Below are 25,250 nucleotides of genomic sequence, written 5' to 3' on the forward strand. Positions count from 1 at the left end.
CACCGGCGCACCGCTGCCGCGTACGCGCCGTCTGATCGAGAAAGCAAGGTTACCGGCGGTATGTGCGCGGCTACGTTTGGCATATGACGCACTCTCGAGTCCGCCGACTCCTCGTCCGTACCGCCGGGGCCCTCGTGCTCCTGGTCGCTCCCCTCGGGGCGCAGGCCGCCGCCGCGCCCAGCCAGGCCGGGGACCAGAGAGCCATCATCACCTCCCTGAGCGACGGCGACCGCGACGTGCTGCAGCAGGCGGTGGACGCCCAGCTCGCCGCGGGCAAGGGCGGCCGGCAGACCGCCGCCAACGAGATCACCTTCCCGGACGGAGCGGTGCTGGTGCTCCCGCTGCCCGGGCAGGCGCAGGCGCCGCCGTGGAGCGGCGACCACCGCCGCCGCACCGTCCGGAGCCCGGACTGGAAGCACTGCCCCACCCCGGTCAGCGAGCCGTCCTACTACTGCTTCTACGCCGACCGGAACTGGGGCGGCCGCCGGCTCCAGTTCAACCTCTTCCACGAGGACGCCGCCGTGTACTTCACCGACTACGGCTTCCGCGACCAGGCGAGCAGCTGGGTGAACACGGCACGCGGTCTGGAGGTGATCGTGGACAACGACCCGGGCGACGGCCAGTGGCAGATGCTCTGGAAGGAGCCGGCGGAGTCGCTGTCCGCGTCGGTCGCGTACGACAACATGGCCGACCGGTTCTGGGCGGTCCGGCAGTAGCGGCCGCCCCCGCCTCCGGACACCGGCCGCCCGCTACCGGCTACCGGCCGAGGCAGCCGAGGCCGGGGGCGAGACCGCGCCGGTGGCGACCGGCTCCGGCGTGACCGTGATGTAGGTCGGCGCCGGAGCGGTCTGCCGGGAGTCCGCCGCGAACCAGCCGGCACCGAACGCGACGATGCCGAGCAGGAGGCCCGCGAGGACCAGCGTGACGATGTGCTGTTTCATGGCCCAAGGGTAGGGGCGGAGCGGCCAACTTCCTTGCAAACACGGCCCGCTGGGCACGGTAAGCGTCAATCGGCGTTGACGCTGAGGCGGCCGCCGCCCCGATCGGCGGGACCCGCCCGCGGACCGTCGCCGCCGACTGGGAGAATCTCCGCATGACCTCCCCGCTCCACCCCGTCCGCGTCCTCCGGGTCCTCGGCGACCGCCCGTTCGCCGAGGTCGGCCGCCCCGTCCTCGCCGTGCCCGACGAGGCGCGCGGCCTGCTCGCCGTCGCGGGCGAGCGCGCGTTCGCCCGAACCGCGACGGTGGGGGTGTACGGCACGGGGGACCTCGGCTGCCGGGCCGTGCTCCGGACGCGTTTCCCGGTGCACGCGCTGGCCTTCCACCCCACCGCGCCCCTTCTCGCCGTCGGCACCGGCGCGTACGACGGCGGCTACTTCTTCGAGGGCGAGCTGCTCCTGCTCGACTGGGAGACGGGCACGACCACCTCGCTCATCGAGCACGACTTCGGCCGCAGGGTCCTCGGACTGACCTGGCTCGACGACCAGGCCCTGCGCGTGCTGATGTCACCGCCGGACGACTGGAAGGACCGAAAGGCGCACGTCGAGGGCCACGTCGCCGTCGTACGTCGGCCCGACTGGCGCACCGCCGCGCCCCGTTCGCTCACCTTCGACGACCTGGCCGGCCCGCGGGTCCCGGCCCCGCGGGCCGACGGACGCGAGGAGGCCAACCGGGCGCTCTCCGCCCTGAGCCCGGACTGGGAGCCCCGGCGGCACGTCCTCGCCGTCGAGGAACGACCGGACGGCGCGGTCCTGGCCACCCTCGCCCGCGAGGAGGACGATGAGGAGGGCGACCAGGACGACGCCCCGGAGCAGCCCGGGTGCACCACGCTCCCCGACGGCCTGCTGCTCCGGCACCGCACCGTCCCGTATCTCGACGTGCACGACCGCCTGCGGATCCGGCGCGGGAGCCGGGACTACGCCAACCAGGCCCCGCCGCCGGGCCGTCGGGAGACGGAGCCGTACGTGCTCTCGGTGCGCTCCCCCGACGGGGCGGACCTCCAACCCCTGTTCCCGTTCTCCTGGGAGCCCGGGGAGACGCACTTCCCCGGCCCGGGTGTGGAGACCGCCGACGGCGACCTGGTGTACGCCGGCACCGTCTACAGCGGCCACGGGCTGCAGCCCGGCGGCTCCTTCGTCGTCCGCCGCTCGGGCACCGACGGCACGCCGCGCTGGGTGTTCCGGACCGACCACGTCGCCCTCGACCTCGACACCGACCCGGACACCGCCCACGTCGCCTACCGCGACGGCGAACTCATGGCCCTCGACCTCCGCACCGGCGCCCTCCGCCGGCGCCACCGGCTGACCGTCGCCGGTGTCCCCGTCGTCCCGACCGCGCTCACCGCCACCGGGGCCGGCCGCCTGCTCGTCGGCACGGCCGACGGCCGGGTCCTGGAGTGCACGACCGGTTGGCCCTCCGGGCCCGGGGCGGCGGACCGGGAGGGCACCGTCTGAGCTTTCCCCCGGGATCGGCGAACTCCCCTTGTATAAAGGGACGGAGGGGACCGAGGAGGTCGCAGCATGCACTCGAGGGAACAGCCGCAGAAGGCCGGGCAGCCTCAGCGCGACGCGGGCCCGGCCCGGCGCCCCGGCACCGGAGCACGCTCCGAAGGGGACGCGCCCGCGCGGGGCGCCGCGGCCCTGCAGCGCACCGTCGGCAACGCGGCGACGGCGCGCATGATCGCGGAGCAGCGGGACGGCACCGGACGGGACGACCGCCGGGCGGCCGTGGGACTCCAGCGCGCACCGGGCGACCAGGCCGCCCCGCGCCGGCCCCGGGTGCAGCTGGACCAGAACAACGTGCTGAGGATCTGCGAGGCCGCCACGCCCGACGGGCAGGCCGCCTCCGGCGGACGGGCGGCCGACCTGCGGACCATCGTGTGGGAGGACCACTGGGCCGCCATCTCCGAGGTGTGCCGGAAGCACAAGTACACCATCGCCGTGCGGGAGACCGGGGAGCACTCGATCCGGCGCATCGCGGAGGGCGCCAAGCCCAAGCCGCACACCATCCTGGAGAAGTCCATCAAGCCCTCCTCCGTCCGCAAGAAGTACGGCACCGGGCCCGGGCAGGCCGAGGGCGACCCGGCGACGGTGCTGCGCTGGCTGCAGGCCCAGGACCTTAGCGGCTTCGTCGGCCACTGGAACGACCAGGGCCTGGCCGGCATCCGGATCGACCGCCCGCCCCGGTCCGTTCTGGACCTGGGCATCGTGCAGACCGGCCCCGGGGGCGAGCAGTACGTGCCGATCGACCTGCGGACACAGGACGGCGGCCCGGCGCTGACCCAGCTGAAGGCCGATCCGCACTGGAAGCGCTACCTCTACACCGGGGACTACGACCTGCACGAGGTCTACTCCGCGCAGGGCGGCACGGGCGGCGGCCAGATCCCGGAGGCCACCCCCGAGAAGGCCAAGCTGCTGGACCGGCTCAACGCCGGGATCGCCGGGACGGCCCAGGAGGGCGAGGTGGTGCGCAGCGGCAAGGTGGCCATGGAGCACGGCCGGCTGCACATGGCGGGCGGCTCCGAGTACGCCATGTTCCAGCACGGCGACCAGGCCACCTACCGGATGAACCAGTACCTGGAGGCGCTGGAGGGCGAGGTGGCCCGGCACGCGGCGCAGCTGGTGCGGGCGGTGGCCACGGAGGCCGACGAGCCGCTGGCCTGGTGCCGCATGGGGCAGTGGTACGTGACCAGGAACCGCGAGGAGCACGCCGTCCTGCGCGCCCGCTGGAAGCTGGCCGTGCCGCACACCTGGGGCGCCGACGAGGTGGACCGCACCGCCCGCGGCGGCTACCGCACGGCCGGCTACATCGACTGACCGCGGAGCGGGCCGCGCCGCCGTACCGGGGCCGCTTCTCGTGCGGCGGCCCCGGCCGCCGCACGGCCTGTCCTGACGGTCGGTCGTGCGACTGTCAGGCGGGGTGTCAGCTGTCGGAACCGCCTCCCGTCCCGTGGCCGTCGGCGAGTTCGGCGGCGTAGCGGTCGGCGGCCTCCGCGAGCCGGTAGGTCATCCGGTCCACCTGGCTGCCGAGGTGGCCGGAGACGATGCGGTGGGCGCCGTCGAGGTCCCCGCCGAGCAGCTCGCCGGTGATCACCAGGGTGTTGTCCGGGAGCATGCGGCGTCCGGACATCCGCCGCTGGACCTCGTCCATGCCGGCGTCCGCCAGCGTCTGCCGCAGCTCCTCGGTCAGCGGGGCGAGCCAGCGGGCGCGCAGCGCGTACTCGCCGTGGTCGGCGAAGGTCGGGTGGAGCCGGGCGAGGAGCTGCGCGGGGTACTCCTCGCCGTGGTCGGCGAACTGCGGGTAGTCCTTGGCGAATTCGTCCCAGTCGACGTCGAGTCCGGTGATCTGCTCCGGGAAGACCGGCCAGTACAGGCAGTTCGGGTCGGACTGGGTGAAGACCTCCCGGAGCAGCTCGTAGGGGACCTCGGCGGTGCGCGAGAGCAGGGCCGCGTCGTAGAGGTCCTTGCCCTGCGGGTGGATGTCCGAGACGAGCCAGAGGATCTTCCAGGCGAGGGAGAGCTCGGGCGTGGCGCCGAGCAGCGGGCCGGTGACGCCGGGGAGCAGGTAGGGCTGCGGCGGGACGGGCAGGTGCTCGGTGAAGACGAAGTCGAGCTGGACCGACCCGCCCGGAACGCCCGGGGCCGTCCACGGCAGGACGAGCCGGCGCCCGGGCACCCGGTCGTAGGTCCAGATCTCGTCGCTGACCGCCTGGTCGGCGTGCACCCGCACGGTGCCCGAGAGCCGTTCGGCGCCGGCGGCGAGCTCCCGGAACATCCGGCCAGTGCGCTCGTCGGCCAGCTCCCAGTCCGTCGGGCGGACCACGAAGTCGAGGTCGCCCGGCTCCCGTGCCTGCTCGCCGTACCAGGCGCGCAGCAGGACGCTGCCGCGCAGCACCAGGTGGTCGGCCCACGGCGAGTCGGCGACGGCGGAGAGCACGGTGGCCAGCGCCTCGCGCCGGGCGGCGAGCCAGCGTTCGGCGAGCCGCGGGTCGGCGAAGGCCGGCTCGCTGGGCCGGAGGGCCCGGGCGTACCCGGCGAGGGCGGGGTCGAAGACCGGCTGCTGGCTGACCGCCTCGTCGTCGACCGGCCGGATGGTCCTGGGCAGGTCCCGGTCCTCACGGACCTCCTCCGACGGCGGCCGCTTGGGCAGCACCACGCCCTGCCACGGTCCCCAGTTCAGGTTCTCCCACGCCACCGGCGACGGGGACTTGCCCTCGGTCATCCTTGCTCTCCTTCTCCGTCTCCGTACGGCCGGGCGCCGTGCCCGTGCTCGCTGATCCATCCCGCGTCCAGGTCCTCGTGGCTGTCCACGACGACGAACTCTCGCTCCACGGACACCATCTCGCGGCCGTCGGCGGCGAGGTCCCGCAGCAGCGCCTCCAGCCGGCGGCCCGCAGTGTCCAGGCCCACCGAGCGGCACCGCTGGGTCACGAACCACTCGCACCGGCCGTCCGCGCGCACCCGGCGCGGATTGCGCGACAGGTGCGCACCGTGCCGGACGGCCAGCTCGGTGAGGGTGGCGAGGCGCGCGTGGTCCGCCTCGGGCACCGGGCCCGGGAGCAGCAGCTTGACGTGGTGTTCGAAGTACCGGCCGGCTCCGTGCGGCACGGCGTCCTCGTCCGAGGCCGGGACGCCGTGTGCCCACGGCGCGGCCTCGATCTTCGCCCGCAGGACGGTGAACCCGGCTCGGGCCAGCCCGTCGGCCGTCCGGGACGTCACCGCGGCGACCTCCGCCAGCGTGCCGTCGGCGCGCAGGGTGAGCATCGGCTGCGAGGGCGCCGCACCGCGGGCCAGCAGGATGTGGGTGAACTTCACGTGGTGGCCCCGCGCCCACGCGGCCAGCGCCTCGGCGGCTCCGGGCTCCACGGTCAGGTGGACCTCGAAGTCGCCCCGGACGTCGGGAGGCGCGGGCCGGTCGTCACGGCGCTGGTCGGAACGGGTCAGGAGCATGGGGAGCATCCTGCCAAGCCGCTCCGACAACGCCGCGGGCGCCCCGGTGCCGCCGCGGCCCTCCTCCGCTGGGACGGCCGGGCGGGGCCCGCCGGCCCCGTCGACTCCGGTCGGCACCGGTCGACTCCGCTCTGATGAGGACGACTCAGGAGGGCAGGACGGCCACGGCCTCCACCTCCACCAGCTGGTCGTGGTACCCGAGCACGGCGACGCCGAGCAGGGTGCTCGGGGCGTCGTGCTCCCCCATGTAGGCGCGGTAGACGTTCCACACCTTCACCAGGTCCGCCTGGTCGGCGGAGGCCACGTAGACGGTCGTCCGGGCGATGTCGGTGAGGGAGGCGCCGGACTCCTCCAGCACGGTTATCAGGTTCCGCATCACCTGGTGGGCCTGGGCCTCGAAGTCGCCGACGGCGACCGTCCGGCCCTCCTCGTCGAGCGGGCAGGCCCCGGCCAGCCAGAGCGAGCGGACCGGGGCGTCGACCTCCGCCGCGTAGGCGTAGTCCACCGCCCTGGTCAGCCGCGTGGTGCGGATCAGTTTGACGGCGCTGCTCATGTGGTCCTCCGACGGTCCCGACCGAACGTTCGCGCCCATCGTTGGCCTCTCCTGAGCGACCGTCAAACCATTTAACCGGTGAACTCCCTTCCGTTCCGGGCCTCCTGCGTCCACGATTCACCGTTGCGGGGGATGGCGGACCGGCCCGCCGGAGCGCCATCCTGGTGCCTGCGCCCGGGGACCACGCCCCCGGGCGCTCATCCACCTCCAGCCCCGGGAGGCACCGCCATGGAGCCCCAACCGTCCGGCCGCGACCAGGCTTCCGGAGTCCGTCGGCGCCGCATGCTCGGACTCGCGCTCGGGGCGGGCCTCGTCCCGGCGCTCGGCCCGGCGGCCCAGGCGGCGTCCGACGCCCCGCCGGATACGGCCGGGTCGCTGCCGGCCGCAGCGCTGGGCCGCCGGGTCGCCGCCGTGGCCGCGAGCCAGCTCGGCGTGCCGTACGCCTGGGGTGGCGGCGACCGGCTGGGCGCGAGCCTCGGCTTCTGCGACGAGGACAACGGCTGGTTGAACGGCGTGTGCATGGGCGAGAAGACGGTCGGCTTCGACTGCAGCGGCCTGTCGCTCTACTGCTGGTACCGGGCCAGCCACGGCACCGTCGAGCTCGGGCACTACACCGTCGCCCAGTTCAACCTCAGCGCCCCGGTGGAGCGCGACGCGCTCGCCCCGGGCGACCTGCTCTTCTTCTCCCGCCCCGACGCCCCCCTGCACCACGTCGGGATCCACGTCGGCGAGGGCGCGATGATCCACGCCGAGCGGACCGGCACCCTGGTCGCCCGGGTCGAGAACGTGCTCGACGTCCCGCGCTGGGCGGGCGAGTTCGCCGGTGCCCGCCGCCCTGGGCAGCCCACCTCCTGAGCCGGTCAAGCCGCCCGGCTGTTCACAGGCCGCCGCGCCGCTCCCCCATCCCGTGGTGCACCCGCAGCAGCAGCTCCTGCAGCGTCCGCCGCTCCCCCGCGTCCAGCGGCGCGAGCACCTCGTCCTGCACCGCCCGCGCCTGGGCGTCGAGTTCGGCGAGCAGCGCCCGTCCGGCGTCGGTGACGGAGACCGAGACCCGCCGCCGGTCGGCCTGGTCCCTGGCGCGCTCGACGTACCCGGCGGCGGCGAGCTGGTCGGCGACCTTGGCCAGGTCGCTCGGGTCGATGGCCAGCCGCCGCACCAGGTCCCGCTGGGCCTGCGGGCCGAAGTCGGCGAGCGCGGCCAGCACCGCCATGTCCCAGAGCCGCAGGCCGCGTTCGGCCAGCCGCTCGGCGAACCGGCCGCGCGCCGCCTTGCCGACCCGGGAGAGCAGGTAGGTGGTGAGGTCCAGCAGGGTCGGGGGGAGCCCGGCGGCGGACCTGGCGTTCTCGGTGGCGTGCTGGGGGTTCTCGGAGGCCATGGCGACAGTCTAGGGTCCGTCCCTATAGTGGGTGCCGACCCATCAATTCGGAACCGCCGCCCCCTTGCCAGGAGTTCGCCCGTGGACGCCCTGTACCCCCGCCTGCTCGTCACCCGCTTCGCCGAGTGCTTCGACTTCTACCGCGCCGTCCTCCCGCCGCTCACCGGCGCCACCCTGGTCAAGGGCTCGCCCGAGGGCCCGTACGCCAACTGGGACCTCGCCGACCAGGCCCTGCTCGCCCTCTTCGACCGCTCCGCGCTGGCCGCCGCCCTCGGCACCGCCGAGCCGCCCGGGCACACCGGCACACCCACCGCGCCCGCCGCCCTCGCACAGGACACCGCGATGCTGGTCCTGCGGGTGGCCGACGTGGACGCCGCCCTCGACCTCTGCCTGCGCCACGGCGGCACCCCGGTCGCACCCGCGACCGACCGCCCGGAGTGGGGCCCCACCCTGCGCAGCACCCATCTGCGCGACCCGGACGGCCGCCTGGTCGAGCTCCAGTCCTACTGACCGGCCCGCGCCGCGCGGGGCCTCGGACTCCAGCGGCGCGGGTCGTTCGACGGAACGTCCCGGCCCGGCCTACTCCATCGGCAGCGAGGGCTGGCCTGCCGGCCCGGATGCCGCGAAGTCACGTTCGGCCTGGGCGAGTTGCTCGGCCCGGTAGTCCGAGGAGCAGGCCCGCCCGAGGGCCTGCGAAGCGGCATCGGCGCCCGGGACGTGCCCGAGTACGGCGGCGCAGTACTGGACGGCGGGGCTGGGCAGCGGCCGCAGTTCGGCCGAGCCGGCCGGGGTGGCGGCCACCGCCCCGGCAAGGGCGAGCGAGCCGGCCAGGACGGGAGCGGCGAGGCCGCGGGGAATGCGCATCGGGGTACCTCCGGACGGGTGGGGACAGCGGCGGTGGACTCGGCCGCCCGGCCCATTCGACGGGCGTCCGCCACCCGCGGCCCGGCCGACACACCGTGCACCGCACTAGTCGTACGTACGCCACCGGCGCGGCGGCCGACGGAGCCGACGGCCGCCACCCCCTCGATCACGGCCGCCACCTCCCCGTTCCCGGCCGCCGCCCCGGCGATCAGCTCTCCGGCCGCCCCGAGGCGCCCTCCGGCCACAGCTCCGCGTCGCACGCCGCCACCAGCGCGCCGATCCGCGCCCACGCCTCCTCGGCCGGCAGCGGCTCCAGCCGGCGGCCGTCCCGCAGCCGCAGCGCGACCCGGTCGTCCACGGCCTCCTTCACCCCGATCACCGCCTGGTACGGCACCAGCCGGGCCGCGCGGATCCGGGCGCCGAGGCTGCTGTGCTCGGGGCCGGCGACCTCGGCGCGCAGCCCGAGGTCCAGGCAGCGCTGCCGGAACCGCTCGGCCTGCGGCAGTTCGGCCTCGGAGACGGGCAGCAGCACCACCTGGACGGGTGCCAGCCAGGCCGGGAACGCGCCCCCGTACAGCTCGATCAGGTGGGCGACCACGCGCTCGACGCTGCCGATCACGCTGCGGTGCACCATCACCGGGCGGTGCTTGGCGCCGTCCGCGCCGATGTAGTGCAGGTTGAACCGCTCGGGCTGGTGGAAGTCGATCTGCACGGTGGAGAGGGTGAACTCGCGCCCGGCGCCGTCGGCGATCTGCACGTCGATCTTGGGACCGTAGAACGCCGCCTCGCCCTCCGCCGCCTCGAACGGCACCCCGGAGCGCTCCAGTACCTCGGTGAGCAGGGCGACGGCACGCTCCCAGAGCGCCGGGTCGGCGACGTACTTGCCGCCCGCGCCGGGCAGCGAGAGCCGGTAGCGGACCGGGACGACGCCCAGCGCCCGGTGCGCCTCGCGGATCAGCTCCAGTGCGGCGACGGCCTCGTCGGCCGCCTGCTCCGGGGTGCAGAAGATGTGGGCGTCGTTCAGCTGGATCGCCCGGACCCTGGTCAGCCCGCCCAGCACCCCGGACAGTTCGGACCGGTACATGCCGCCCAACTCGGCCATGCGCAGCGGCAGTTCCCGGTAGCTGTGGGAGCGTGAGCGGTAGATCAGCGCGTGGTGCGGACAGAGGCTGGGGCGCAGCACCATCTCCTCGGAGCCCAGCTCCATGGGCGGGAACATGTCCTCGCGGTAGTGCGCCCAGTGGCCGGAGATCTCGTACAGCTCGCGCTTGGCGAGCACCGGGGAGTAGACGTGGCGGTAGCCGGCCCGGCGCTCGCGGTCGCGGATGAACTCCTCCAGGGAGTGCCGGATCGCGGCGCCGTCGGGGAGCCAGTACGGCAGGCCGGAGCCCATCAGCGGGTCGGTGTCGAAGAGGTCGAGATCACGGCCGAGCTTGCGGTGGTCGTGGGCCGGGTGGCCGTGGGACTCGTGGTCGTGGGCCGCGTTGTCGTGCGAGGGCTGGTTACGCATGGTGGTCTCCACTCGGTCTGCGGGCGAGTGGGACCGGGAACGGCGAAGCCCCGGGGCACTCGCCCCGGGGCTTCGGACTAGGTCAGCAGTCAGCGCGCCGGGACTCTCTCCGGCGTCGTCGTGGCGAGTGCAGCGCGCTTCATACGTTCCACGGTAACAGCTCCGGTCCGCCGGCGGTGATCTTTTCCAGAGCGGGATCGGGGCCCGAATCCCGGCCCGGCGGCTCAGAAGAGCGTGACGCACCCGCGTGCGGCCAGCGCCGCCAGCAGCCGGGCCGACGGCCGCACCTCGTTCCACCGGAGGTCCAGCTTCTCCAGCGCGGGCAGCGCCCCCGGGTCGGCCAGCCAGTCGGGCAGTTCGGTGATCCGGTTGCCGCGCAGGTCGAGGCGGCGCAGTCGCGGAAGCCCGGCGAGTGCGGCGGGAAGTTCGGTGAGGGCGTTCTCCCGGAGTTCCAGCTCGCGCAGCTCCGCGAGGCCGCCGACCGACTCCGGCAGTCCGGTCAACTCGTTGCCGCGCAGCCAGAGTTCACGCAGCGCACCGAGTCCGCCGATCGACTCCGGCAGGGCGGTGAGCCGGTTGTGCTGGGCGCGCAGCTCGACCAGCGAGGCCAATTCGCCGATGGTGGCCGGGAGTTCGGCGATCCGGTTCTCACCGACGTTGAGGTAGCGCAGCGCGGTGAGCCGGCCGAGCCCCTCGGGCAGGGCGGTCAGCGCGTTGTCGTGGAGGTAGAGGAAGTCCCGGAGCCCGGTGAGGTCGCAGAGCTCGACCGGCAGCGCGGCGAGCCGGTTGTGCCCGAGGTCGAGGGTCCGCAGGCCGGTCAACCGGCCGATGCCGGGAGGGAGTTCCCGGATGCCGGTCTCGGCGAGGATGAGCACGGTCAGCTCGGTCCGGTCCCACACCTCGGCCGGCACCTCATCAAGCGGGCGGCGCCAGAGGTTGAGCGTCACGTCCGCTGCTCCTCCCCCCGCTGTCATGCCTGCCCGCCCTGGGCCGGGCCGATGCGGAACTCCGCCAGCTCCCGGCCGTACCAGCGGTCGGTCAGTCCGGTACTGGTCATCCCGAGGCGCCGGCAGACCGCCGCCGACCGGGTGTTGTCCGGGGCGAGGATGGCGCGGATCTCGGTCAGGCCGTCGGCGAAGCCCTTGGCCAGGACGGCCCGGGCGGCCTCGGTGGCGATGCCCCGGCCCCAGCTGTCCGGGTGGAGGTGCCAGCCGATCTCGACCTCGCCGTCCCCGTCCGGCACGGGAAGCAGCAGGACCGCTCCCGCGACCACGCCGGTGTCCCGCCGTTCGACCGCCCAGACCCCGTACCGGGGGCCGGTGGAGCGCTCACGGCAGTGTTCGATGTACTGGCGGGCCTCCTCGGGGTGGGCCAGGGCGCGCGGCGTCCGGCCGAGCCACTGAGCGACCTCCCAGCGGGAGTAGATGTCGAACGCGCGCTCCTGGTCCGCCACCGTCCACTGACGCACCACCAGCCGTTCGGTGGTCAGCACCGTCTCCGAGCCCGGTTCCGTCCCCGCCATGGCGCGCACCCCTCTCCGATGATCTGTGTGGATCACCGTACGCACCCGAGCCGCCCACCGGAACTCCGAAGCCCGTCCGACCCCCTGTTGTCGAGGGCGGGCGGGGCTCCGACTGCCGGCCGCCGGACCGCCGGTCAGATCGCGGACGGGAGGTGGAGCGCGGCCACCAGCCCGGCCACCGTCCGGAGCCTGGCGACGTACTCGCGGCAGTACTGCCCGTCGCCGACTGCCCCGTTGCTCAGTGGCAGAACTCGGCCTCCGCGAGCTTGCGTTCGCCGTCCACCCAGTCGGCGTTGGTGTTGAACACCGCCGCGTGCCGTCCGTCCCGGGTGGTCAGTGCCACCGTCGACGAACCGTGGATGCCTCCCGTGTGGCCCCAGAGGGTGATCCCACAGCTGAGCTTCACATCGCCGATACCCAGCCCGGGGCCGCCGGTGGCGGTGGCGGGGAGCATCTCGTCCAGCTCGGCCTTCGGCAGCAGCTGTCCGCGCATCAGGGCGGAGTAGAAGCTGGTCAGATCAGCGGTGGTGGAGATCATTTCCCCGGCCGCCCCGGCCCACGAGGGGTTGAGTTCGGTGGTCTCCACTGGCGTCGTGGAGCCGCCGAACAGCTTGGAGTAGCCGAGCGCGTGCGGCCGGGGCAGGTCGACCGCGGTGCCGGGCAGGCTCGTCGCGGAGAGGCCGAGCGGTCGGATGATCCGCTGCTCGATCGCTTCGCCGTACGGGCGGCCGGTCACCTTGGCGATGATCATCCCGGCCAGGAGGTAGTCGGTGTTGGAGTACTTGACCTGCTTCCCCGGCTTGAAGAGCAGCGGGTGGCGGACCGCGAGCCGCACCAGGTCCTCGGGCCGGTAGGTGTCGTAGCGGTGGTTCAGGAAGTCCGGGGAGGCGAGCCGCTTCAGCATCAGCGGATCCTGATCGAAGGAGAACAGTCCGCTGGTGTGCCCGAGGATCTGCCGGATCGTGATCGCCGATCCCTTTTTCCCGACCCCTTGCAGCACGCCGGGCAGCCACTTCTCCACCGTGTCGTCCAGGTCGAGCCGGCCCTCGGCCTGGAGCTGGAGCACCACGGTCGCGGTGAAGGTCTTCGTCACGCTGCCGATCCTGAACCGCTCCCGGGGCGACCGGGGCTGTCCGGTCGCGGTGTCGGCCGTCCCGACGGCCGCCGACCAGTTGTCGTCACCCTCTCGGACGCCCGCGATCGTCCCGGGGAGGCTCTCGGCCCGGACGTGGTCCGCCATCGCGGTCCGCGTCGCACCGTGCCCGCCGCCGTGCTCTCCCTGGACATCGGCCGCCGCGGCCGCCGTCACCGTGCCCATCGCCATCGCAGCAGCTACCGCCACCGCACCGAACCCGCGCCGAAGCGCCCCCTGCCGAGCCATGCCGACCTCCAAGGTCTGTGTTGTTTGTCCCCCCTGACCGGACCGGCGGCCCCACCTCGCCCGGATGATTTCCGCCCGAGATCCGAGGACGGCGGGGCCGCAGGTCCGGGGAGGTGTCAGCAGGCGGTCGAGACGGTGACCCAGTGGTCCTCGTACCAGACCTCGATGGTGCACTTCTTGTGCGCGACCGACGCCGAGGCGGTGCCCGCCGTTCCCGCGGTGATGCCGACCAGCGCGACGAGTGCGGCGAGCGCGGTGGCCGCGCGCCGCTTACCGGTGCGTGCGGTGGTGGTCCTGGTGGCCATGGCTGGTTTCCTCTTCCTGTGGGCCGGCCTCGCCGAGGAGGCTGTGCCGGCTGGGTGCTGCGAGGCAGGAGTGCGTCCCCGATCGTGGGTTCCGCCGCCCCTGCGCCCTCCGGCCGGAGGGCGTAGGACGAGGATGCGCCGCGGCCTCGGCCCCGAGGGAGGGCAGAGTGTGCCCTGGCGGACCGGCCGTGGTTGTGCGACCGGTCGCGGCCCCGGCGCCGTCGGGCCGTCGGGCCGTCCGCCGTAGGGGTCGGGTACCGCTACGGTCGGAGTCCCGCCGGACGGTGTCGGTCTCGGGGCGTATGGGCGGACCGTGGTGGGCATGCTGACAATCGTCGGTATGGACATCGCCGAAGCTCTTCGTGACTTCCTGGTCTCCCGCCGGGCGCGGCTTCGCCCCGAGGAGGTCGGATTACCTGCCCACGGCGTCCGCAGAGTGGCCGGCCTGCGCCGCGAGGAGGTCGCCGCATTGGCGGCCATGAGCGTGGAGCACTACACGCGGCTGGAACGAGGACAGGCGTCGCGGGTCTCGGACGCCGTCCTCGCCGCGGTGGCCGATGTCCTACGGCTCAGCCCGGGGGAACGCCGCTACCTGCGCAGTCTTGCGCGTCCGGTCGGCATCGAGGAGGCCACCCTCCCCACGGACCGGCGGTCGAACATGCAGCACGTGCTGGACTCGATGGTTCTCACGCCTGCCTACCTGGTCGGCCGGGGTGGCACGATCCTGGCCTGGAACGGGCTGGCGGCAGCCGTGTTCGCCGACTTCTCCCGTGTCCGCCCGGACCGCCGCACCGTTGGGCGGCTGGTCTTCACCGACCCGCGCGCCCGGCGGCTGTACGTGCACTGGGAGGAGAAGGCCCGCGAGACCGTGGCCTATCTGCGCACCGAGGTCGGCAGGTGGCCGCACGACCCCGGCCTCGCCCGGGAGATCGGCGAACTGAGTGCGCACAGCGCGGTGTTCCGCCGGCTCTGGGACGAGCAGGTGGTGCAGGAGAGCAACCACACGAAGCTCCTGCTCGCCTGCCCGCCGGTGGGCCGCCTCAGCCTCTCCGCCGAGGCCCTCTACGTCGCAGGACACCCGGACGAGGTGATCGCCGTGTACACCGCCGTCCCAGGCTCCGACGACGAACAGGCCCTGCGCCGCCTGGCCCGCGCTGTCGTGCCCGCGTCCGCACCTGCGTCCGCACCGGTGTCGACGCCCACGGCCGATCCGGCCGGGACCTGACGGAAACCGTCAGGGCCGGCCACCTCCCCACCGACCTCACCCTCGCCCCGCCGCGCCGCGCCGCACCCGTCCACGACTACCCGACGGAACCGCGCCGCGCGGCCCGAGTCAGGGCGCTTCCGGACGGCGCACGGCGGAAACCGCACCGCTCCGACCCGCCGACGCCGGTCGAGGACCTGCGCGGACGAGCCGGAGCGGTGGAACCACGTGACGGCAGACGGTCAGCCCAGCTTCGGCATCACGGCGGCCGGCCCCTGCACCGCCGAGCCCGTCGCCTTCCCGGTGCCGCAGAAGGCCTGCTCCAGGAAGCCGACCTCCGCCCGCATCTGCGCGACGAGCTCCGCATCGCCACCACGCGGGGTGACGGACATCGACACCTGCCGGTCGCCCGAGCTCCACAGCTCGGAGCTGTACCCGGACACCGAGCCGTTGTGCCCGTAGATCGGACCGCAGGAGAGCTGCCAGCTGGCCATCCCGAGCCCGTAGCCCAGCCCGCTCGGCACGCCCTCGACCTCGATCGGGGTCGTCGTGTTCATCTCCTTCAGCAGCGCGGGCGGCAGCAACCGGCCGCCCTGGAGGGCCTTGTCGAAGCGGTTCAGGTCGCCGAGGGTGGAGACCGCCTCGCCGGCCGCGTTCGCCCAGGTGACGCTCGCCACCGTCACGTCCCGGTCGCTGTAGTCCGCCGGGCCGGGGCCCTCGGGCACCGTCCAGTAGCCGTGCGCGTGCGGGCCCCGGATGCCGGTGGCCGTGCCCGGGAAGTACGTGTCGGTGAGGCCGAGCGGGCGCAGGATGCGCGCGGTGACCTCCTGGGCGTAGGCGTGCCCGGTCACCTTCTCGATGATCATGCCGAGCAGGGTGTAGTTGACGTTGGAGTAGCCGTACCCGGTGCCCGGCGGGAAGTCGGGCGCGTGCGCCACCGAGGAGGCCACCACCTGGGCCGGGGTGATCTGCCGGGTCAGGCCGCCCTGGTCCAGCCAGTTCCGGACGACCGCCGCGTCCGTCCAGTCGGGGAACACCCCGCCCTTCTCGTTGGTGGAGTCCCAGAGCCCGGAGCGGTGGCTGAGCAGTTGACGGACGGTGATGTGGTCGCCGTTCGGGACCAGCCCGGGCAGGTACCGCTCGACCGGCTCGTCCAGGCCGATCCGCCCCTCCCCGACCAGTTGGAGCACCGTGGTGGAGACGAACACCTTGGTGACGCTGCCGACCCGGAACCGCCCGTCGGCGCGGACCGGTGTGCCGGTGGCCAGGTCGGAGACGCCGGACGCCCCGCGCCAGACCCCGTTCCCGTCCCTGACCTCCGCGATCGCCCCGACCGCGCCGGCCCCGGTGACCGCCCGCAGCGCCGCCGCCCTCGGGTCGCCGGAGCCCGGCCGCGCGTCGGCGGCCCCGGCCGCACCGGCCGAGACCACCGGCCCGGCCAGTGTCAGACAGACCGCCCCCACCAGCGCGGAAACAAACGTACGACGTGCCATGCGACCCACCTTCGCAGTCGGCGAGCAGCTCCTCGCCTTCGTCGCCCAGCCTCGCCGCACCGTTGACGGTCCGTCATCCCCCGCCGAGAGGAGCCGGTCGTACACCTCACAACGGAGGGCGTCCGCCGGAAGGCGGAGACCCTCCGCCGGGCGCCACCACCGCGCGCGGCTACCGGGCCGGGGCCGGACGGACCGGGTGCTTGCTCAGGATCGACACCCGGTTGAAGGCGTTGATGGCGATCGACACCCAGACCGCCGCGGAGATCTCCTCGTCGCTCAGCACCTCGCGCGCCACGCCGTACGCGGCCTCCTGGAGCGCCGCGTCCGCCGGGGCGGTGGTCGCCTCGGCCAGCCCGAGCGCGGCGCGCTCGCGGTCGCTGAACACCTCGGTGTCCCGCCAGGCCGCGAGCACACCCAGGCGCTGGGCGGTCTCGCCCTCGCGGATCGCGGCCCTGGTGTGCACGTGCAGGCAGTAGGCGCAGCCGTTGATCTGCGACACCCGGAGGTTGACCAGCTCGATCAGCCGGCGGTCCAGTCCGGCCGCGGCCGCGACCTCGCGCGCCGCCTCGGCGGCGGCCAGGAACGCCTTGTACGCCTGGGGGCTCTGCTTGTCGATGAACACCCGCCGGTCCGTCGGAACCGCCGCCACATCACTCACCTGGACTCCTTAGGCTGATCAGGGTGTCGTGCGCCACTCTGCCATGGCATGATAGTTGAATATAGAACTAATTGCACCTGGGAGGGACCACCCGTGAGCACCGCCGAGACCGACCGCGCCGCCACCCCCGCCGCCGACCCGCGGGTGGAGGTCCTGCCCGCCCGGGACGTGCCGCTCGGCGGCCCGCGCGCGATGACCGTACGCCGCACCCTGCCCCAGCGCTCCCGCAGCACGATCGGCGCCTGGTGCTTCGTCGACCACTACGGTCCCGACGACGTCACCAGCACCGGCGGCATGGACGTCGCCCCGCACCCGCACACCGGACTGCAGACCGTGAGCTGGCTCTTCACCGGCGAGATCGAGCACCGGGACAGCCTCGGCGTCCACGCGTACGTCCGGCCCGGCGAGGTCAACCTGATGACCTCCGGCCGCGGCATCGCCCACTCCGAGGTCTCCACCCCGGCCACCACCGTCCTGCACGGCGTTCAGCTGTGGGTCGCCCTGCCCGAGGAGCACCGGCACACCGGGCGCGACTTCCACCACCACGTGCCCTCCCCCGTCGCCCTGGACGGCGGCGAGGCCCAGGTCTTCCTCGGCACCCTCGCCGGCGACACCTCCCCCGTCCCCACCTTCACCCCCCTGCTCGGCGCCGAGCTGACCCTGCACCCCGGGGCCACCGTCACCCTCGACGTCGACCCCGCCTTCGAACACGGCCTGCTGGTCGACAGCGGACACGTCCGCCTCCTCGACACCCCGCTGCGCCCCGCCGAACTCGGCTACGCCGCCCCCGGCCGCGACACCCTCACCCTCACCAACACCGGCGACACCGACGCCCGCCTGGTCCTGCTCGGCGGCACGCCCTTCGAGGAGCAGATCGTCATGTGGTGGAACTTCATCGGACGCTCCCACGAGGACATCGTCCAGGCCCGCGACGAGTGGCAGGCCGCCACCGACCGCTTCGGCGCCGTCCAGGGCTACCCCGGCGACCGCCTCCCCGCCCCCGAACTCCCCGGCCTCCCCCTCAAGCCCCGCGGAAACGCCCGCTGACCCGCGCGTTACGCGATCGGGGGTGCGGCGCCCGGGTCCACCGCACCCCCGAGCCGGAGCACAGGGCCGACCGTTCAGCGGCGGAAGCCCCGGTGGGGGGCGCGGGCCGTGACGTTCCCGAACGGTTCGAACCAGGCCCCCGCGCGCAGGTCCCCCACACCGGGCTGCCGGTTGGCGTCGCCGTCGGGGTCCCCGATGCCGTCGAAGCGGGAGCTGTAGAGCATGAAGACGTCGGTGTCCTGTGAAGAACATGTCCGTACAGGCGCCGAAGTCGTAGTCGTCGCGGTGGGCCGGCGGTGTGCCGTGCGGGCGGCAACGGTGCCATCGCGCACGCCGCCGTGACCAGAACCGTCATGGAGCCGATGCCGGCGGACGTGATCTCGACGACCGCGACCACCGCGGGTACTACCCCGGTGGCATACGGGAACGCGGCCGAACGGCTCCAGGCCTGCAGGTGGGCGAACGCGGAGCGCCACACGGGACTCATGCCCCGATTCTGCGGGAGAGGACGGTGATCGTCGTCAACTGACGGGTTGATAACGGGGGTTGGCGTCATACCACGGGTTGACGCCCGGGATCGCATCCCGGTTTGACGATCCCGGCCTCCCGGATCCCGAGACTGGTGTGCACATCCCCACCAAGGAGGCTGGGCCGGTTGAGCGCACCACGTCTGCTGACGCACCGCACCGTTTCCACCACCGCGTCCGAGCCCGGTGCCTGGTGGGCACACCGGCTGCCGCCCGTCGTCGCCTGGACGCTGTGCGCGCTCTTCGCCGGAGGACTGGGCCTGGCATCGGCCCTCGGCCCTCACCGGGTGTGGGGCGCGACCGCGGCCGGGGGGTACCTGGCGGCCGCACTGCTCAGCGGACTCGGGCAGGGGGTGTGGCGGCGCCGGGCGGTCCGGGTGGCCGCGGCCGGGTCGGTTCTGGTCCCGCTGGTCCTGCTGGTCCTGCGCGGCCAGGGGCAACTGGAGCTCGACGTCGTCCAGCGCTCGGGTGAGCGACTGCTGTCCACGGGCGTTCCGTACCTCGACCGGCCCGCCGCCCTCGCGGACTACAACCCCTACCTTCCCGGCATGGCGGTCTTCGGCCTGCCACACGCGCTGCTGGGCGACGTGGTCGCCGGCGACGCGCGCTGGTGGTTCACGCTGTCCTTCCTCGCGGTGACCGCCGTCTCGACCCGCATCACCGCGGGGCGTCGCGGAAGCGTGGGGCTGGCGGCACTCGCCGCTTTCCCCGCCGTCGCCCTCCCACTGGCCGTCGGAGGGGTGGACCTGCCGGTGAGCGCGCTGATGTGCCTGGCGCTGGCGCTGGCCGGGACCGGGCGGCCGGGCGGCACCGGACTGGCGCTGGGCGCGGCGGCCTCCTTGAAGTGGACGGCCTGGCCGCTCGTTCCGGTCGCGCTCGTACTGCTCGCGACGGTCCGGGGACGGAGCGCGGCGCTGCGGGCCCTCGCCGTCACCGTCGCCGTCGCCGGGACGGTGGTGATCCCGTCCGTACTGGCGACCCCGAATGCCCTCCTGGAGCACACGGTGCTGTTCCCCACCGGCGCCGGCGTCACCGCCTCCCCCGCGGACAGCCCGCTGCCCGGTCATCTCCTGGCAGCCCACGTGCCCGGAGGCCGCGCCCTCGCCCTCGCCCTCCTGGCGCTGGCCGCGGCCGCGGTGGGCACCTCGCTCCTGACCCACCCGCCCCAGACCGTCGTCGCCGCTTCCGACCGGCTGGCCCTCGGGCTGGCCCTCGCCATCTGTCTGGCCCCGGCCACCCGCTTCGGCTACCTCGTGGTGCCGTTCGTCCTGGTCGGCTGGGTCCGGCTCCGCCCGGATTCCCTCGATCAAGGAGACCGCATGCGCACCGTCGCCGTCCCCCGGCAACACCCCACCGGCCGTCACGCCCCCCGACGCCGATTGCACTGGACCCACGCCCTGCTCCGGCGACTGGGCCGCCGGGCCTGAACCGTGCCGCGCACACTCGTGGTCACCAACGACTTCCCGCCCCGACAGGGAGGGATCGAGACCTTCGTCCACGCGATGACGGAACGCTTCGCCCCGGACGGCGTCGTCGTCTACACGTCCTCCACCCCGGGCGCCGCCGCCTTCGACAACGCCCTCCCCATGGAGGGGCTCGGCATCGTGTTCCTGGAAGCGGCGGCGGCCGGCCTGCCGGTGCTGGTCGGCAACTCCGGCGGTGCCCCGGACGCCGTGCTCGACGGGGAGACGGGACGAGTCGTGGGCGGCACTCCACCCTGTCGACCACCGCGAATGACGACAGGCGCGGGGCGAGGGGTCAGGGCGTGGCGGTGAGGGTGGGCCAGAGGGTGGCGGCGGTGACGGACCGGGCCAGGGCGGGCGCCCAGGTGGTTTCGTCACCGTCCTCGTCACGCCAGGACCACAGGCGGGTGGTGGCGAGGTGGAGCGGGTTGAGCCGGGTGATGCCTATGGCGCCGTGGAGTTGGTGGGCGATGCGGGCGATCTCGGCGGCCGAGGCGGATGCCTGGGTCTTGGCGGCGGCGACGGCGAAGTGGGCGGCCACCCCGCCGGTGTCCAGGGGGGTGGCCGCGGCTTGGACGGCGGCGCGTACCAGGGCGGCCTCCTCGATGAGCCGCGCCTCCTCCTGCTTGACGGCCTGGAAGCGGCTGAGCGGACGGCCGAACTGGGTGCGGGCGGTGGTGTGGGCGACCGTCAGTTCCACGCAGCGTTCGGCGGCTCCGGCGATCAGGGCGGCCCGGGCCAGGGCTGCGCGGAGCCGGGCCTCGTCGAGCAGTTCCGGGGAGATCCGGCGGACCTGCGAGGCGGGGATCTCGAGAGCGGCGAGGTGCAGGTCGTCGCGGGGCTCCTCGGCGAGGTTGCCGCCGGGGGTGAGGACGGCCCGGTCGGGGGCGAGGGTGAACAGGACAGGTCCGGAGGGGGCGGTGGCCAGGATGGCGACGGCGGTGGCGGTGCGGGCCCAGGGGACGCGACGCAGGGTGCCGGTGACCAGCAGGGTGTCGTCGTCGCCCAGGCAGCCGGCCGAGCCGACGGGGGAGGCGGCCGGACGGGCGTAGCGGATCGTCAGCTCGGGCGCGATGGCGTAGCTGAGCGGGCCGTCGGGGACGGGGAGGCCGACCCGGCGCAGCAGCGGGCGGGCGACCAGGGCGGTCTCGGCGAGAGGGGCGGGGACGGCGCGGCGTCCTGCCTCCTGGGCGGCGGCGAGGAGTTCGGCGGTCGGGGCGTCCGGGGCGGGGAGGGCCACGGCGTCCGGGGCGGTCGTGTTGGTGACGGCGGCGATGGAGTCCGCGTCGGCGTGGAAGGCGGCGGTGTCGTAGGCGTCGGCGGAGATGACGGGGGTGCTGGTGTCGATCGTGTGGGTGTTCATCAGTGCTGCTCCAGACCGCGAGCGATGATGCCGCGAAGGATCTCGTTGGTGCCGCCGCGCAGCGTGTAGCCGGGGCTGTGCAGCAGGGCGAAGGCGAGCAGTTCCGGGTGGCTGCCGGGGGTGGCGTGCGGGTCGGCGGTGGTCGGCAGGACCCTGCGGACGGTGTCGACCAGGGTGCCCTCCATGCGGGTGCCGAGATCCTTGACCAGGGCGGCCTGGGTGTCGGGCGAGGCTTCGGTGTCCAGGGCGGCGGCCACGCCGAGGGACAGTCGGCGGATGCCGTGCAGACGCGCCGCCAGAACGCCGACCTCGGTGAGCTGTTCGGTTGTCGCGGGGCGCCGCTCCAGTTCGCGGAGCAGGGAGACCAGCAGGGGGAAGGTGGACAGGTAGCGTTCGGGGCCGCTGCGTTCGAAGGCGAGTTCGCCGGTGACCTGCTTCCAGCCGTCGCCCCGCTGCCCGAGCAGCATGCCGTCGGGGACGTCGACGCCTTCGAGGTGGAGGGCGTTGAAGCGGTGCTCGCCGCTCATCAGCCGGATCGGCTCGACCCGCACGCCCGGGGCGCGCAGGTCGACGATGAACTGGCTGAGGCCTGCGTGCCTGTCCTCGGCCTCATCGGTGCGGGCGAGGACGATGGCGTAGTCGTTGACGTGAGCGCCGCCGGTCCACATCTTGGTACCGGTCAACCGCCAGCCGTCGGCGGTCCGTTCGGCACGGGTGGCGACCGAGGCGAGATCGGAGCCGCTGCTCTTCTCACTCATGCCGATGGAGAAGAAGCACTGCCCTGCGGCGATCCGGGGCAGGAAGAAGCGGCGCTGCTCCTCGGTGCCGTGCTGGAGGACGGACGGGCCGGCCTGCCGGTCGGAGACCCAGTGGGCGCTGACCGGGGCGCCGGCGGCGAGCAGTTCCTCGATCACCACGTAGCGCTCCAGGAAGCCGCGGCCGGCGCCGCCGTACTCGACGGGCAGGGCCATGCCGACCCAGCCGCGCTCCGCGAGGCGGCGGCTGAAGTCGGGGTCCCAGCCGGCCAGCCAGGAGTCGGGGCGGCCGAGTACGGTGCCGCGGGCGCGCTCCTCGTCGAGAAAGGCGCGGACCTCGGTACGGAGCCGGCGGGCCGATTCGGGCAGGACGACGTCGGGGAATGCCATCGGTGACGGCGTTGAAGGCGACATGGTTCATTCGCTCCTGGGCTGGTGAACGAGCGGTTGGCTTCTTCTCGGTACGGGAGTTCGGTCAGCCTGTGGGGTGCAGCAGGGAAGGGTCGAAGCCGGCTTCGCGGAGGACCTCCTCGGTGTGCTGGCCGATGGCCGGGCAGGGCCGTGGCTCCGGCTCCGGGTAGGCCGAGTAGCGGACCGGGAGGCCGATGACCCGGTAGCGGCCCTCGGTGGGGTGGTCGGCCTCGCGCAGCAGGCCGCCCTCGCGGGCGTAGGCGGTGGTGGCGGCGGAGGCCAGGTCGAGCACGGGGGCGGCCGCGATGCCCGCGTGGTCGCAGAACTCCTGCCACTGGGCACTGGTGTGGTGTCCTGTCAGTCCGGCGAGCAAGGGATAGAACGCGTCGGCGTTGCGGGCCCGGTCGGGGCCGGTGGCGAAGCGCGGGTCGGCGGCCAGTTCGGGGCGGCCCACGAAGGCGGTGAAGTCCCGCCAGTTGCGGTCGCTCTGCGGCAGGATGCACATCCAGCCGTCGGCGGTGCGCAGGGCGCGGCGCTGCGGGCTGAGCGAGCGCGGCGAGCCGAACGCCCCGTCGGTCTCCAGGGCGGCCGCGCCCAGGTGCTCGACCAGGTTGAAGGCGAGCATGGTGTCGGCCATCGGGACCTCGATGTGCTGTCCGGTGCCGCCGTGCTCCCGGTGGTGCAGCGCGGCCAGGACCGACTGGGCGATCTGCATGCCGCAGATCTTGTCGGCCAGCACGGTGGGAACGTAGTGGGGTTGGCCGGAGACCTGGTGGTTGAGCCAGACCAGTCCGCTGGCCGCCTGGATGATGTCGTCGTACGCGGCGTGGGTGCCGTAGCGGCTGTCGCTGCGGAAGCCCTGGGCGTTGGCGTAGATCAGGCCGGGGTTGACGGCCGCGACGTCGTGGTAGCCGAGGCGGAGCTTCGCCAGGGCCTGCGGGCGCAGGTTGGTGATGAGGACGTCGGCGGTGCGCAGCAGGGCGAGCAGGGCGTCGCGGCCGTGCGGGGCCTTGAGGTCGATGGCGGCGCTGCGCTTGTTGCGGTTCAGGTTGAGTGCCGCGCCGCCCATGCCGGGGTGGCGCTGGGGCGGGTAGTGGCGCGTCATGTCACCGGTGGGCGGCTCGACCTTGATCACGTCGGCGCCCAGGTCTCCCAGTTGCTGGGCGGCGTACGGAGCCATGATCACGCTGGCCAGTTCGATGACGCGGACTCCGGCGAGGAGTCCTCGGCCGGACGGGCGGCTCGGCTGCTCGGACATCGTGCTGTGCCTCCTGGGGTGTCGGGTGGGGTGGGTGAACGGTGGTGCGGTACGGGCGGCCGCGGACACGTGCTGCCGACGAGGCGGATGCGAAGGGACTCGCTGCATCGGTCCGCACGGGGCGGCGGTTTCGGTTGCCAGTGCTGGTCGCGTAGAAGTGGCTTAGCGCCACTGGAGCGCAGCGGACCCGAGCGGGGTCCGCCGGCCGGGCTGGGGGACCGTGCGCCCGCTGTACGCGAACGGTGTCGCCGGTTCGGTGAGCGGGCCGAAGTCCGTCTCCGTGGTCGACAGCGCAGCGAGCGGCGCGCGCCCGGGTCGGGGCAGGCCGAGTACGTCCTCCCGCGCGAGCAGACCGAGTTCCCGCACCCAGTGGCACACCCCGGCCAGGGTCACGCGGATCCGCCACGAGCCGCCCTCCGCCGCACGCCGGCGCAGGACCGTTGCGACGGCGGCGGCCCCGAGGTAGGCGGCGAGGTAGTCGTTGAGCAGGTACGTCGGCGGAAGCGACGGCCGGTCGGTCCACTCCTCGACGGCGAATCCGGTGGCCGAGCAGGCGAGTTGGTCGAACCCGCCGCGCTCGCCCCAGGGGCCGTCGGCGCCCCAGGCGTGGTATTCGAGGGTGATGAGTCCGGGGCGGCGCCGGACGAGTTCCTCGGTCGACGCCCCGTGCCGGGCAAGTCCCCGGTAGGCGTGGACGAAGACGTCCGCGTCCTGGAGCGCGTCGTGGAAGGCCGCACGGTCGTGATCGTCGCGCAGGTCGCAGTAGGCGTTGCGCTTGCCGCCGCCGGTCATCGCGATCATCGGGATCGGGTCGGGGCGGTCGGGACGCGACAGGTGCAGCACGTCGGCGCCGAACTGGGCGAGCAGCCGCGCCGCGACGGGACCCGCGATGACATGGGTGAGATCGAGCACCCGTACGCCCGCGAGCGCCTCGTCGGCCGCACCGATCGGCTCCAGCGGCCGGACCGGCCCGTCGCCGACACGTTCGATCTCGACGACCGGGCGCTGCGCGACGTACCGCCCCGCGGGGTGCGCGAGCCACTCGTCCCGGCTGCGCACCGCGCAGGCGACGCCGCCCCGCGCGCAGACGGCCTCCTCCAGCGTGAAGGCGTCCCAGCCGGCCACGGCCTGCGCGATCCCCACCTTGTCGAGCCCGCACCTCAGCACGGAGTGGACCGCGTCCCGCAGATGCGGATAGGTGGTGATGATGAAGATCCACCGGCCGTCGCGCGCCCGGTAGAAGTCGCTGTTGCCGAGCAGGGTCGGGTCGTCGAGGAGGGAGAGGAGCGGGCGTCCCGAGAGCGTCGTGTGGTACGTCGCCATGAGCTGGTCGATCGCGGCCCCGGCCTGCACCTCGACCCTCTGGTGCGGGTGGCCGCGCTGTTCGCCGACCGCCGCCGTCTGCCGCCCGAAGACACCGATCGCGGCGGACATGGCGTCGGCGAGGCGGTGCACCGAGGGCACCAGGGGATCCGCCCCGACGACGGTGACGTCCTCGGCCCCCCGGGCCGGATCGGGGTCGCCGAGCGTGTGCAGCAGCCGGAGGACGATCTCGGCGGTGGACGGCGGAGGCGTCGGCCCGGCCGTGGTCAGCGTGTTCGAAGTCATGCCGGG

At 73.8% G+C, this 25,250-nt stretch carries 27 protein-coding genes; 9 read left to right on the top strand and 18 right to left on the bottom strand.

What is annotated here, in order from left to right; translation table 11 throughout:
• Positions 1-83 precede the first annotated feature (83 nt).
• Entirely contained in the window at positions 84-716 is a 633-nt protein-coding gene (locus ACFVU7_RS29465) for a peptidase inhibitor family I36 protein (protein ID WP_375876800.1), read from the top strand.
• 33 nt (positions 717-749) lie between these two features.
• On the opposite strand, the gene ACFVU7_RS29470 is transcribed toward ACFVU7_RS29465, so the two are convergent.
• Complete coding sequence (locus ACFVU7_RS29470; RefSeq protein ID WP_049652898.1) at positions 750-941, bottom strand: hypothetical protein; 192 nt, start codon at positions 939-941, stop codon at positions 750-752.
• Positions 942-1,093: 152 nt separating this feature from the next.
• Between ACFVU7_RS29470 and ACFVU7_RS29475 the strand changes: the two genes are divergently transcribed.
• Both ACFVU7_RS29475 and ACFVU7_RS29480 read left to right on the top strand, forming a co-directional pair.
• Complete coding sequence (locus ACFVU7_RS29475) at positions 1,094-2,452, top strand: hypothetical protein (protein WP_388048041.1); 1,359 nt, start codon at positions 1,094-1,096, stop codon at positions 2,450-2,452.
• Between the two features lie 66 nt (positions 2,453-2,518).
• Complete coding sequence (locus tag ACFVU7_RS29480) at positions 2,519-3,814, top strand: hypothetical protein (RefSeq protein ID WP_388048043.1); 1,296 nt, start codon at positions 2,519-2,521, stop codon at positions 3,812-3,814.
• Positions 3,815-3,920: 106 nt separating this feature from the next.
• On the opposite strand, the gene ACFVU7_RS29485 is transcribed toward ACFVU7_RS29480, so the two are convergent.
• The 3 genes from ACFVU7_RS29485 to ACFVU7_RS29495 all read right to left on the bottom strand — a co-directional run bounded on the left by ACFVU7_RS29485 (position 3,921) and on the right by ACFVU7_RS29495 (position 6,500).
• On the bottom strand, positions 3,921-5,219 hold the full coding sequence (locus tag ACFVU7_RS29485) for a nucleotidyl transferase AbiEii/AbiGii toxin family protein (protein ID WP_388048045.1): 1,299 nt from the start codon (positions 5,217-5,219) through the stop codon (positions 3,921-3,923).
• Positions 5,216-5,947: a hypothetical protein gene (locus ACFVU7_RS29490; protein ID WP_388048046.1), complete on the bottom strand. Its 732-nt coding sequence runs from the start codon at positions 5,945-5,947 to the stop codon at positions 5,216-5,218. Before ACFVU7_RS29490 ends, ACFVU7_RS29485 begins: the two co-directional genes overlap by 4 nt.
• A 145-nt stretch (positions 5,948-6,092) precedes the next feature.
• Positions 6,093-6,500: a RidA family protein gene (locus ACFVU7_RS29495; RefSeq protein ID WP_049652920.1), complete on the bottom strand. Its 408-nt coding sequence runs from the start codon at positions 6,498-6,500 to the stop codon at positions 6,093-6,095.
• Positions 6,501-6,728: 228 nt separating this feature from the next.
• Between ACFVU7_RS29495 and ACFVU7_RS29500 the strand changes: the two genes are divergently transcribed.
• A complete protein-coding gene (locus ACFVU7_RS29500; RefSeq protein ID WP_388048048.1) occupies positions 6,729-7,355 on the top strand; it encodes a C40 family peptidase in 627 nt (208 codons plus the stop codon).
• Between the two features lie 22 nt (positions 7,356-7,377).
• Here the strand turns inward: ACFVU7_RS29500 and ACFVU7_RS29505 are convergent, their stop codons facing one another.
• Positions 7,378-7,875 (bottom strand): MarR family winged helix-turn-helix transcriptional regulator, encoded by a 498-nt coding sequence (locus ACFVU7_RS29505; RefSeq protein WP_388048049.1) that lies wholly within the window; start codon positions 7,873-7,875, stop codon positions 7,378-7,380.
• A gap of 81 nt (positions 7,876-7,956) precedes the next feature.
• Between ACFVU7_RS29505 and ACFVU7_RS29510 the strand changes: the two genes are divergently transcribed.
• Positions 7,957-8,385, top strand: coding sequence for a VOC family protein (locus tag ACFVU7_RS29510; protein WP_388048051.1), 429 nt, complete (start codon positions 7,957-7,959; stop codon positions 8,383-8,385).
• 69 nt (positions 8,386-8,454) lie between these two features.
• Here the strand turns inward: ACFVU7_RS29510 and ACFVU7_RS29515 are convergent, their stop codons facing one another.
• The 6 genes from ACFVU7_RS29515 to ACFVU7_RS29540 all read right to left on the bottom strand — a co-directional run bounded on the left by ACFVU7_RS29515 (position 8,455) and on the right by ACFVU7_RS29540 (position 13,457).
• Entirely contained in the window at positions 8,455-8,739 is a 285-nt protein-coding gene (locus tag ACFVU7_RS29515) for a hypothetical protein (RefSeq protein ID WP_388048053.1), read from the bottom strand.
• 208 nt (positions 8,740-8,947) lie between these two features.
• Complete coding sequence (thrS, locus tag ACFVU7_RS29520; RefSeq protein ID WP_388048054.1) at positions 8,948-10,249, bottom strand: threonine--tRNA ligase; 1,302 nt, start codon at positions 10,247-10,249, stop codon at positions 8,948-8,950.
• A gap of 224 nt (positions 10,250-10,473) precedes the next feature.
• Positions 10,474-11,196 carry a leucine-rich repeat domain-containing protein gene (locus ACFVU7_RS29525; RefSeq protein WP_388048056.1) on the bottom strand — a complete coding sequence of 241 codons (723 nt, stop codon included), beginning with the start codon at positions 11,194-11,196 and terminating at the stop codon, positions 10,474-10,476.
• A 23-nt stretch (positions 11,197-11,219) separates the two neighbouring features.
• Positions 11,220-11,771 carry a GNAT family N-acetyltransferase gene (locus ACFVU7_RS29530; RefSeq protein ID WP_049650601.1) on the bottom strand — a complete coding sequence of 184 codons (552 nt, stop codon included), beginning with the start codon at positions 11,769-11,771 and terminating at the stop codon, positions 11,220-11,222.
• 238 nt (positions 11,772-12,009) lie between these two features.
• On the bottom strand, positions 12,010-13,152 hold the full coding sequence (locus ACFVU7_RS29535) for a serine hydrolase domain-containing protein (protein ID WP_388048058.1): 1,143 nt from the start codon (positions 13,150-13,152) through the stop codon (positions 12,010-12,012).
• Between the two features lie 116 nt (positions 13,153-13,268).
• Positions 13,269-13,457 carry a hypothetical protein gene (locus ACFVU7_RS29540; RefSeq protein WP_074002916.1) on the bottom strand — a complete coding sequence of 63 codons (189 nt, stop codon included), beginning with the start codon at positions 13,455-13,457 and terminating at the stop codon, positions 13,269-13,271.
• Between the two features lie 340 nt (positions 13,458-13,797).
• Between ACFVU7_RS29540 and ACFVU7_RS29545 the strand changes: the two genes are divergently transcribed.
• Positions 13,798-14,682: a helix-turn-helix domain-containing protein gene (locus tag ACFVU7_RS29545; protein ID WP_380740856.1), complete on the top strand. Its 885-nt coding sequence runs from the start codon at positions 13,798-13,800 to the stop codon at positions 14,680-14,682.
• Positions 14,683-14,903: 221 nt separating this feature from the next.
• On the opposite strand, the gene ACFVU7_RS29550 is transcribed toward ACFVU7_RS29545, so the two are convergent.
• Together ACFVU7_RS29550 and ACFVU7_RS29555 are read right to left on the bottom strand one after the other, a co-directional pair.
• A complete protein-coding gene (locus ACFVU7_RS29550; protein WP_380740857.1) occupies positions 14,904-16,154 on the bottom strand; it encodes a serine hydrolase domain-containing protein in 1,251 nt (416 codons plus the stop codon).
• A 169-nt stretch (positions 16,155-16,323) separates the two neighbouring features.
• Positions 16,324-16,812 (bottom strand): carboxymuconolactone decarboxylase family protein, encoded by a 489-nt coding sequence (locus ACFVU7_RS29555; RefSeq protein ID WP_074002918.1) that lies wholly within the window; start codon positions 16,810-16,812, stop codon positions 16,324-16,326.
• A 93-nt stretch (positions 16,813-16,905) separates the two neighbouring features.
• Here ACFVU7_RS29555 and ACFVU7_RS29560 point away from each other — a divergent pair, with 93 nt between their 5' ends.
• Positions 16,906-17,859, top strand: coding sequence for a pirin family protein (locus tag ACFVU7_RS29560; protein WP_380740858.1), 954 nt, complete (start codon positions 16,906-16,908; stop codon positions 17,857-17,859).
• 74 nt (positions 17,860-17,933) lie between these two features.
• On the opposite strand, the gene ACFVU7_RS29565 is transcribed toward ACFVU7_RS29560, so the two are convergent.
• Positions 17,934-18,083: a hypothetical protein gene (locus ACFVU7_RS29565; RefSeq protein ID WP_380740859.1), complete on the bottom strand. Its 150-nt coding sequence runs from the start codon at positions 18,081-18,083 to the stop codon at positions 17,934-17,936.
• 431 nt (positions 18,084-18,514) lie between these two features.
• On the opposite strand from ACFVU7_RS29565, the gene ACFVU7_RS29570 reads away from it, so the two are divergent.
• A complete protein-coding gene (locus tag ACFVU7_RS29570) occupies positions 18,515-19,813 on the top strand; it encodes a glycosyltransferase 87 family protein (RefSeq protein ID WP_388048060.1) in 1,299 nt (432 codons plus the stop codon).
• 75 nt (positions 19,814-19,888) lie between these two features.
• A complete protein-coding gene (locus ACFVU7_RS29575) occupies positions 19,889-20,161 on the top strand; it encodes a glycosyltransferase (RefSeq protein WP_388048198.1) in 273 nt (90 codons plus the stop codon).
• Here the strand turns inward: ACFVU7_RS29575 and ACFVU7_RS29580 are convergent.
• The 4 genes from ACFVU7_RS29580 to ACFVU7_RS29595 form a co-directional block, all read right to left on the bottom strand.
• Positions 20,145-21,212, bottom strand: a complete 1,068-nt coding sequence (locus ACFVU7_RS29580; RefSeq protein ID WP_388048061.1) for an acyl-CoA dehydrogenase family protein — start codon at positions 21,210-21,212, stop codon at positions 20,145-20,147. The genes ACFVU7_RS29575 and ACFVU7_RS29580 overlap by 17 nt on opposite strands.
• Positions 21,212-22,357 (bottom strand): acyl-CoA dehydrogenase family protein, encoded by a 1,146-nt coding sequence (locus ACFVU7_RS29585; protein WP_388048063.1) that lies wholly within the window; start codon positions 22,355-22,357, stop codon positions 21,212-21,214. Before ACFVU7_RS29585 ends, ACFVU7_RS29580 begins: the two co-directional genes overlap by 1 nt.
• Before the next feature lie 85 nt (positions 22,358-22,442).
• Entirely contained in the window at positions 22,443-23,636 is a 1,194-nt protein-coding gene (locus tag ACFVU7_RS29590) for a CaiB/BaiF CoA transferase family protein (RefSeq protein WP_388048064.1), read from the bottom strand.
• Between the two features lie 162 nt (positions 23,637-23,798).
• Positions 23,799-25,244 carry a CoA transferase gene (locus ACFVU7_RS29595; protein ID WP_388048066.1) on the bottom strand — a complete coding sequence of 482 codons (1,446 nt, stop codon included), beginning with the start codon at positions 25,242-25,244 and terminating at the stop codon, positions 23,799-23,801.
• Between the last annotated feature and the right edge of the window lie 6 nt (positions 25,245-25,250).

The organism is Kitasatospora sp. NPDC058046 (assembly GCF_042885595.1).
Classification (GTDB): Bacteria; Actinomycetota; Actinomycetes; order Streptomycetales; family Streptomycetaceae; genus Kitasatospora.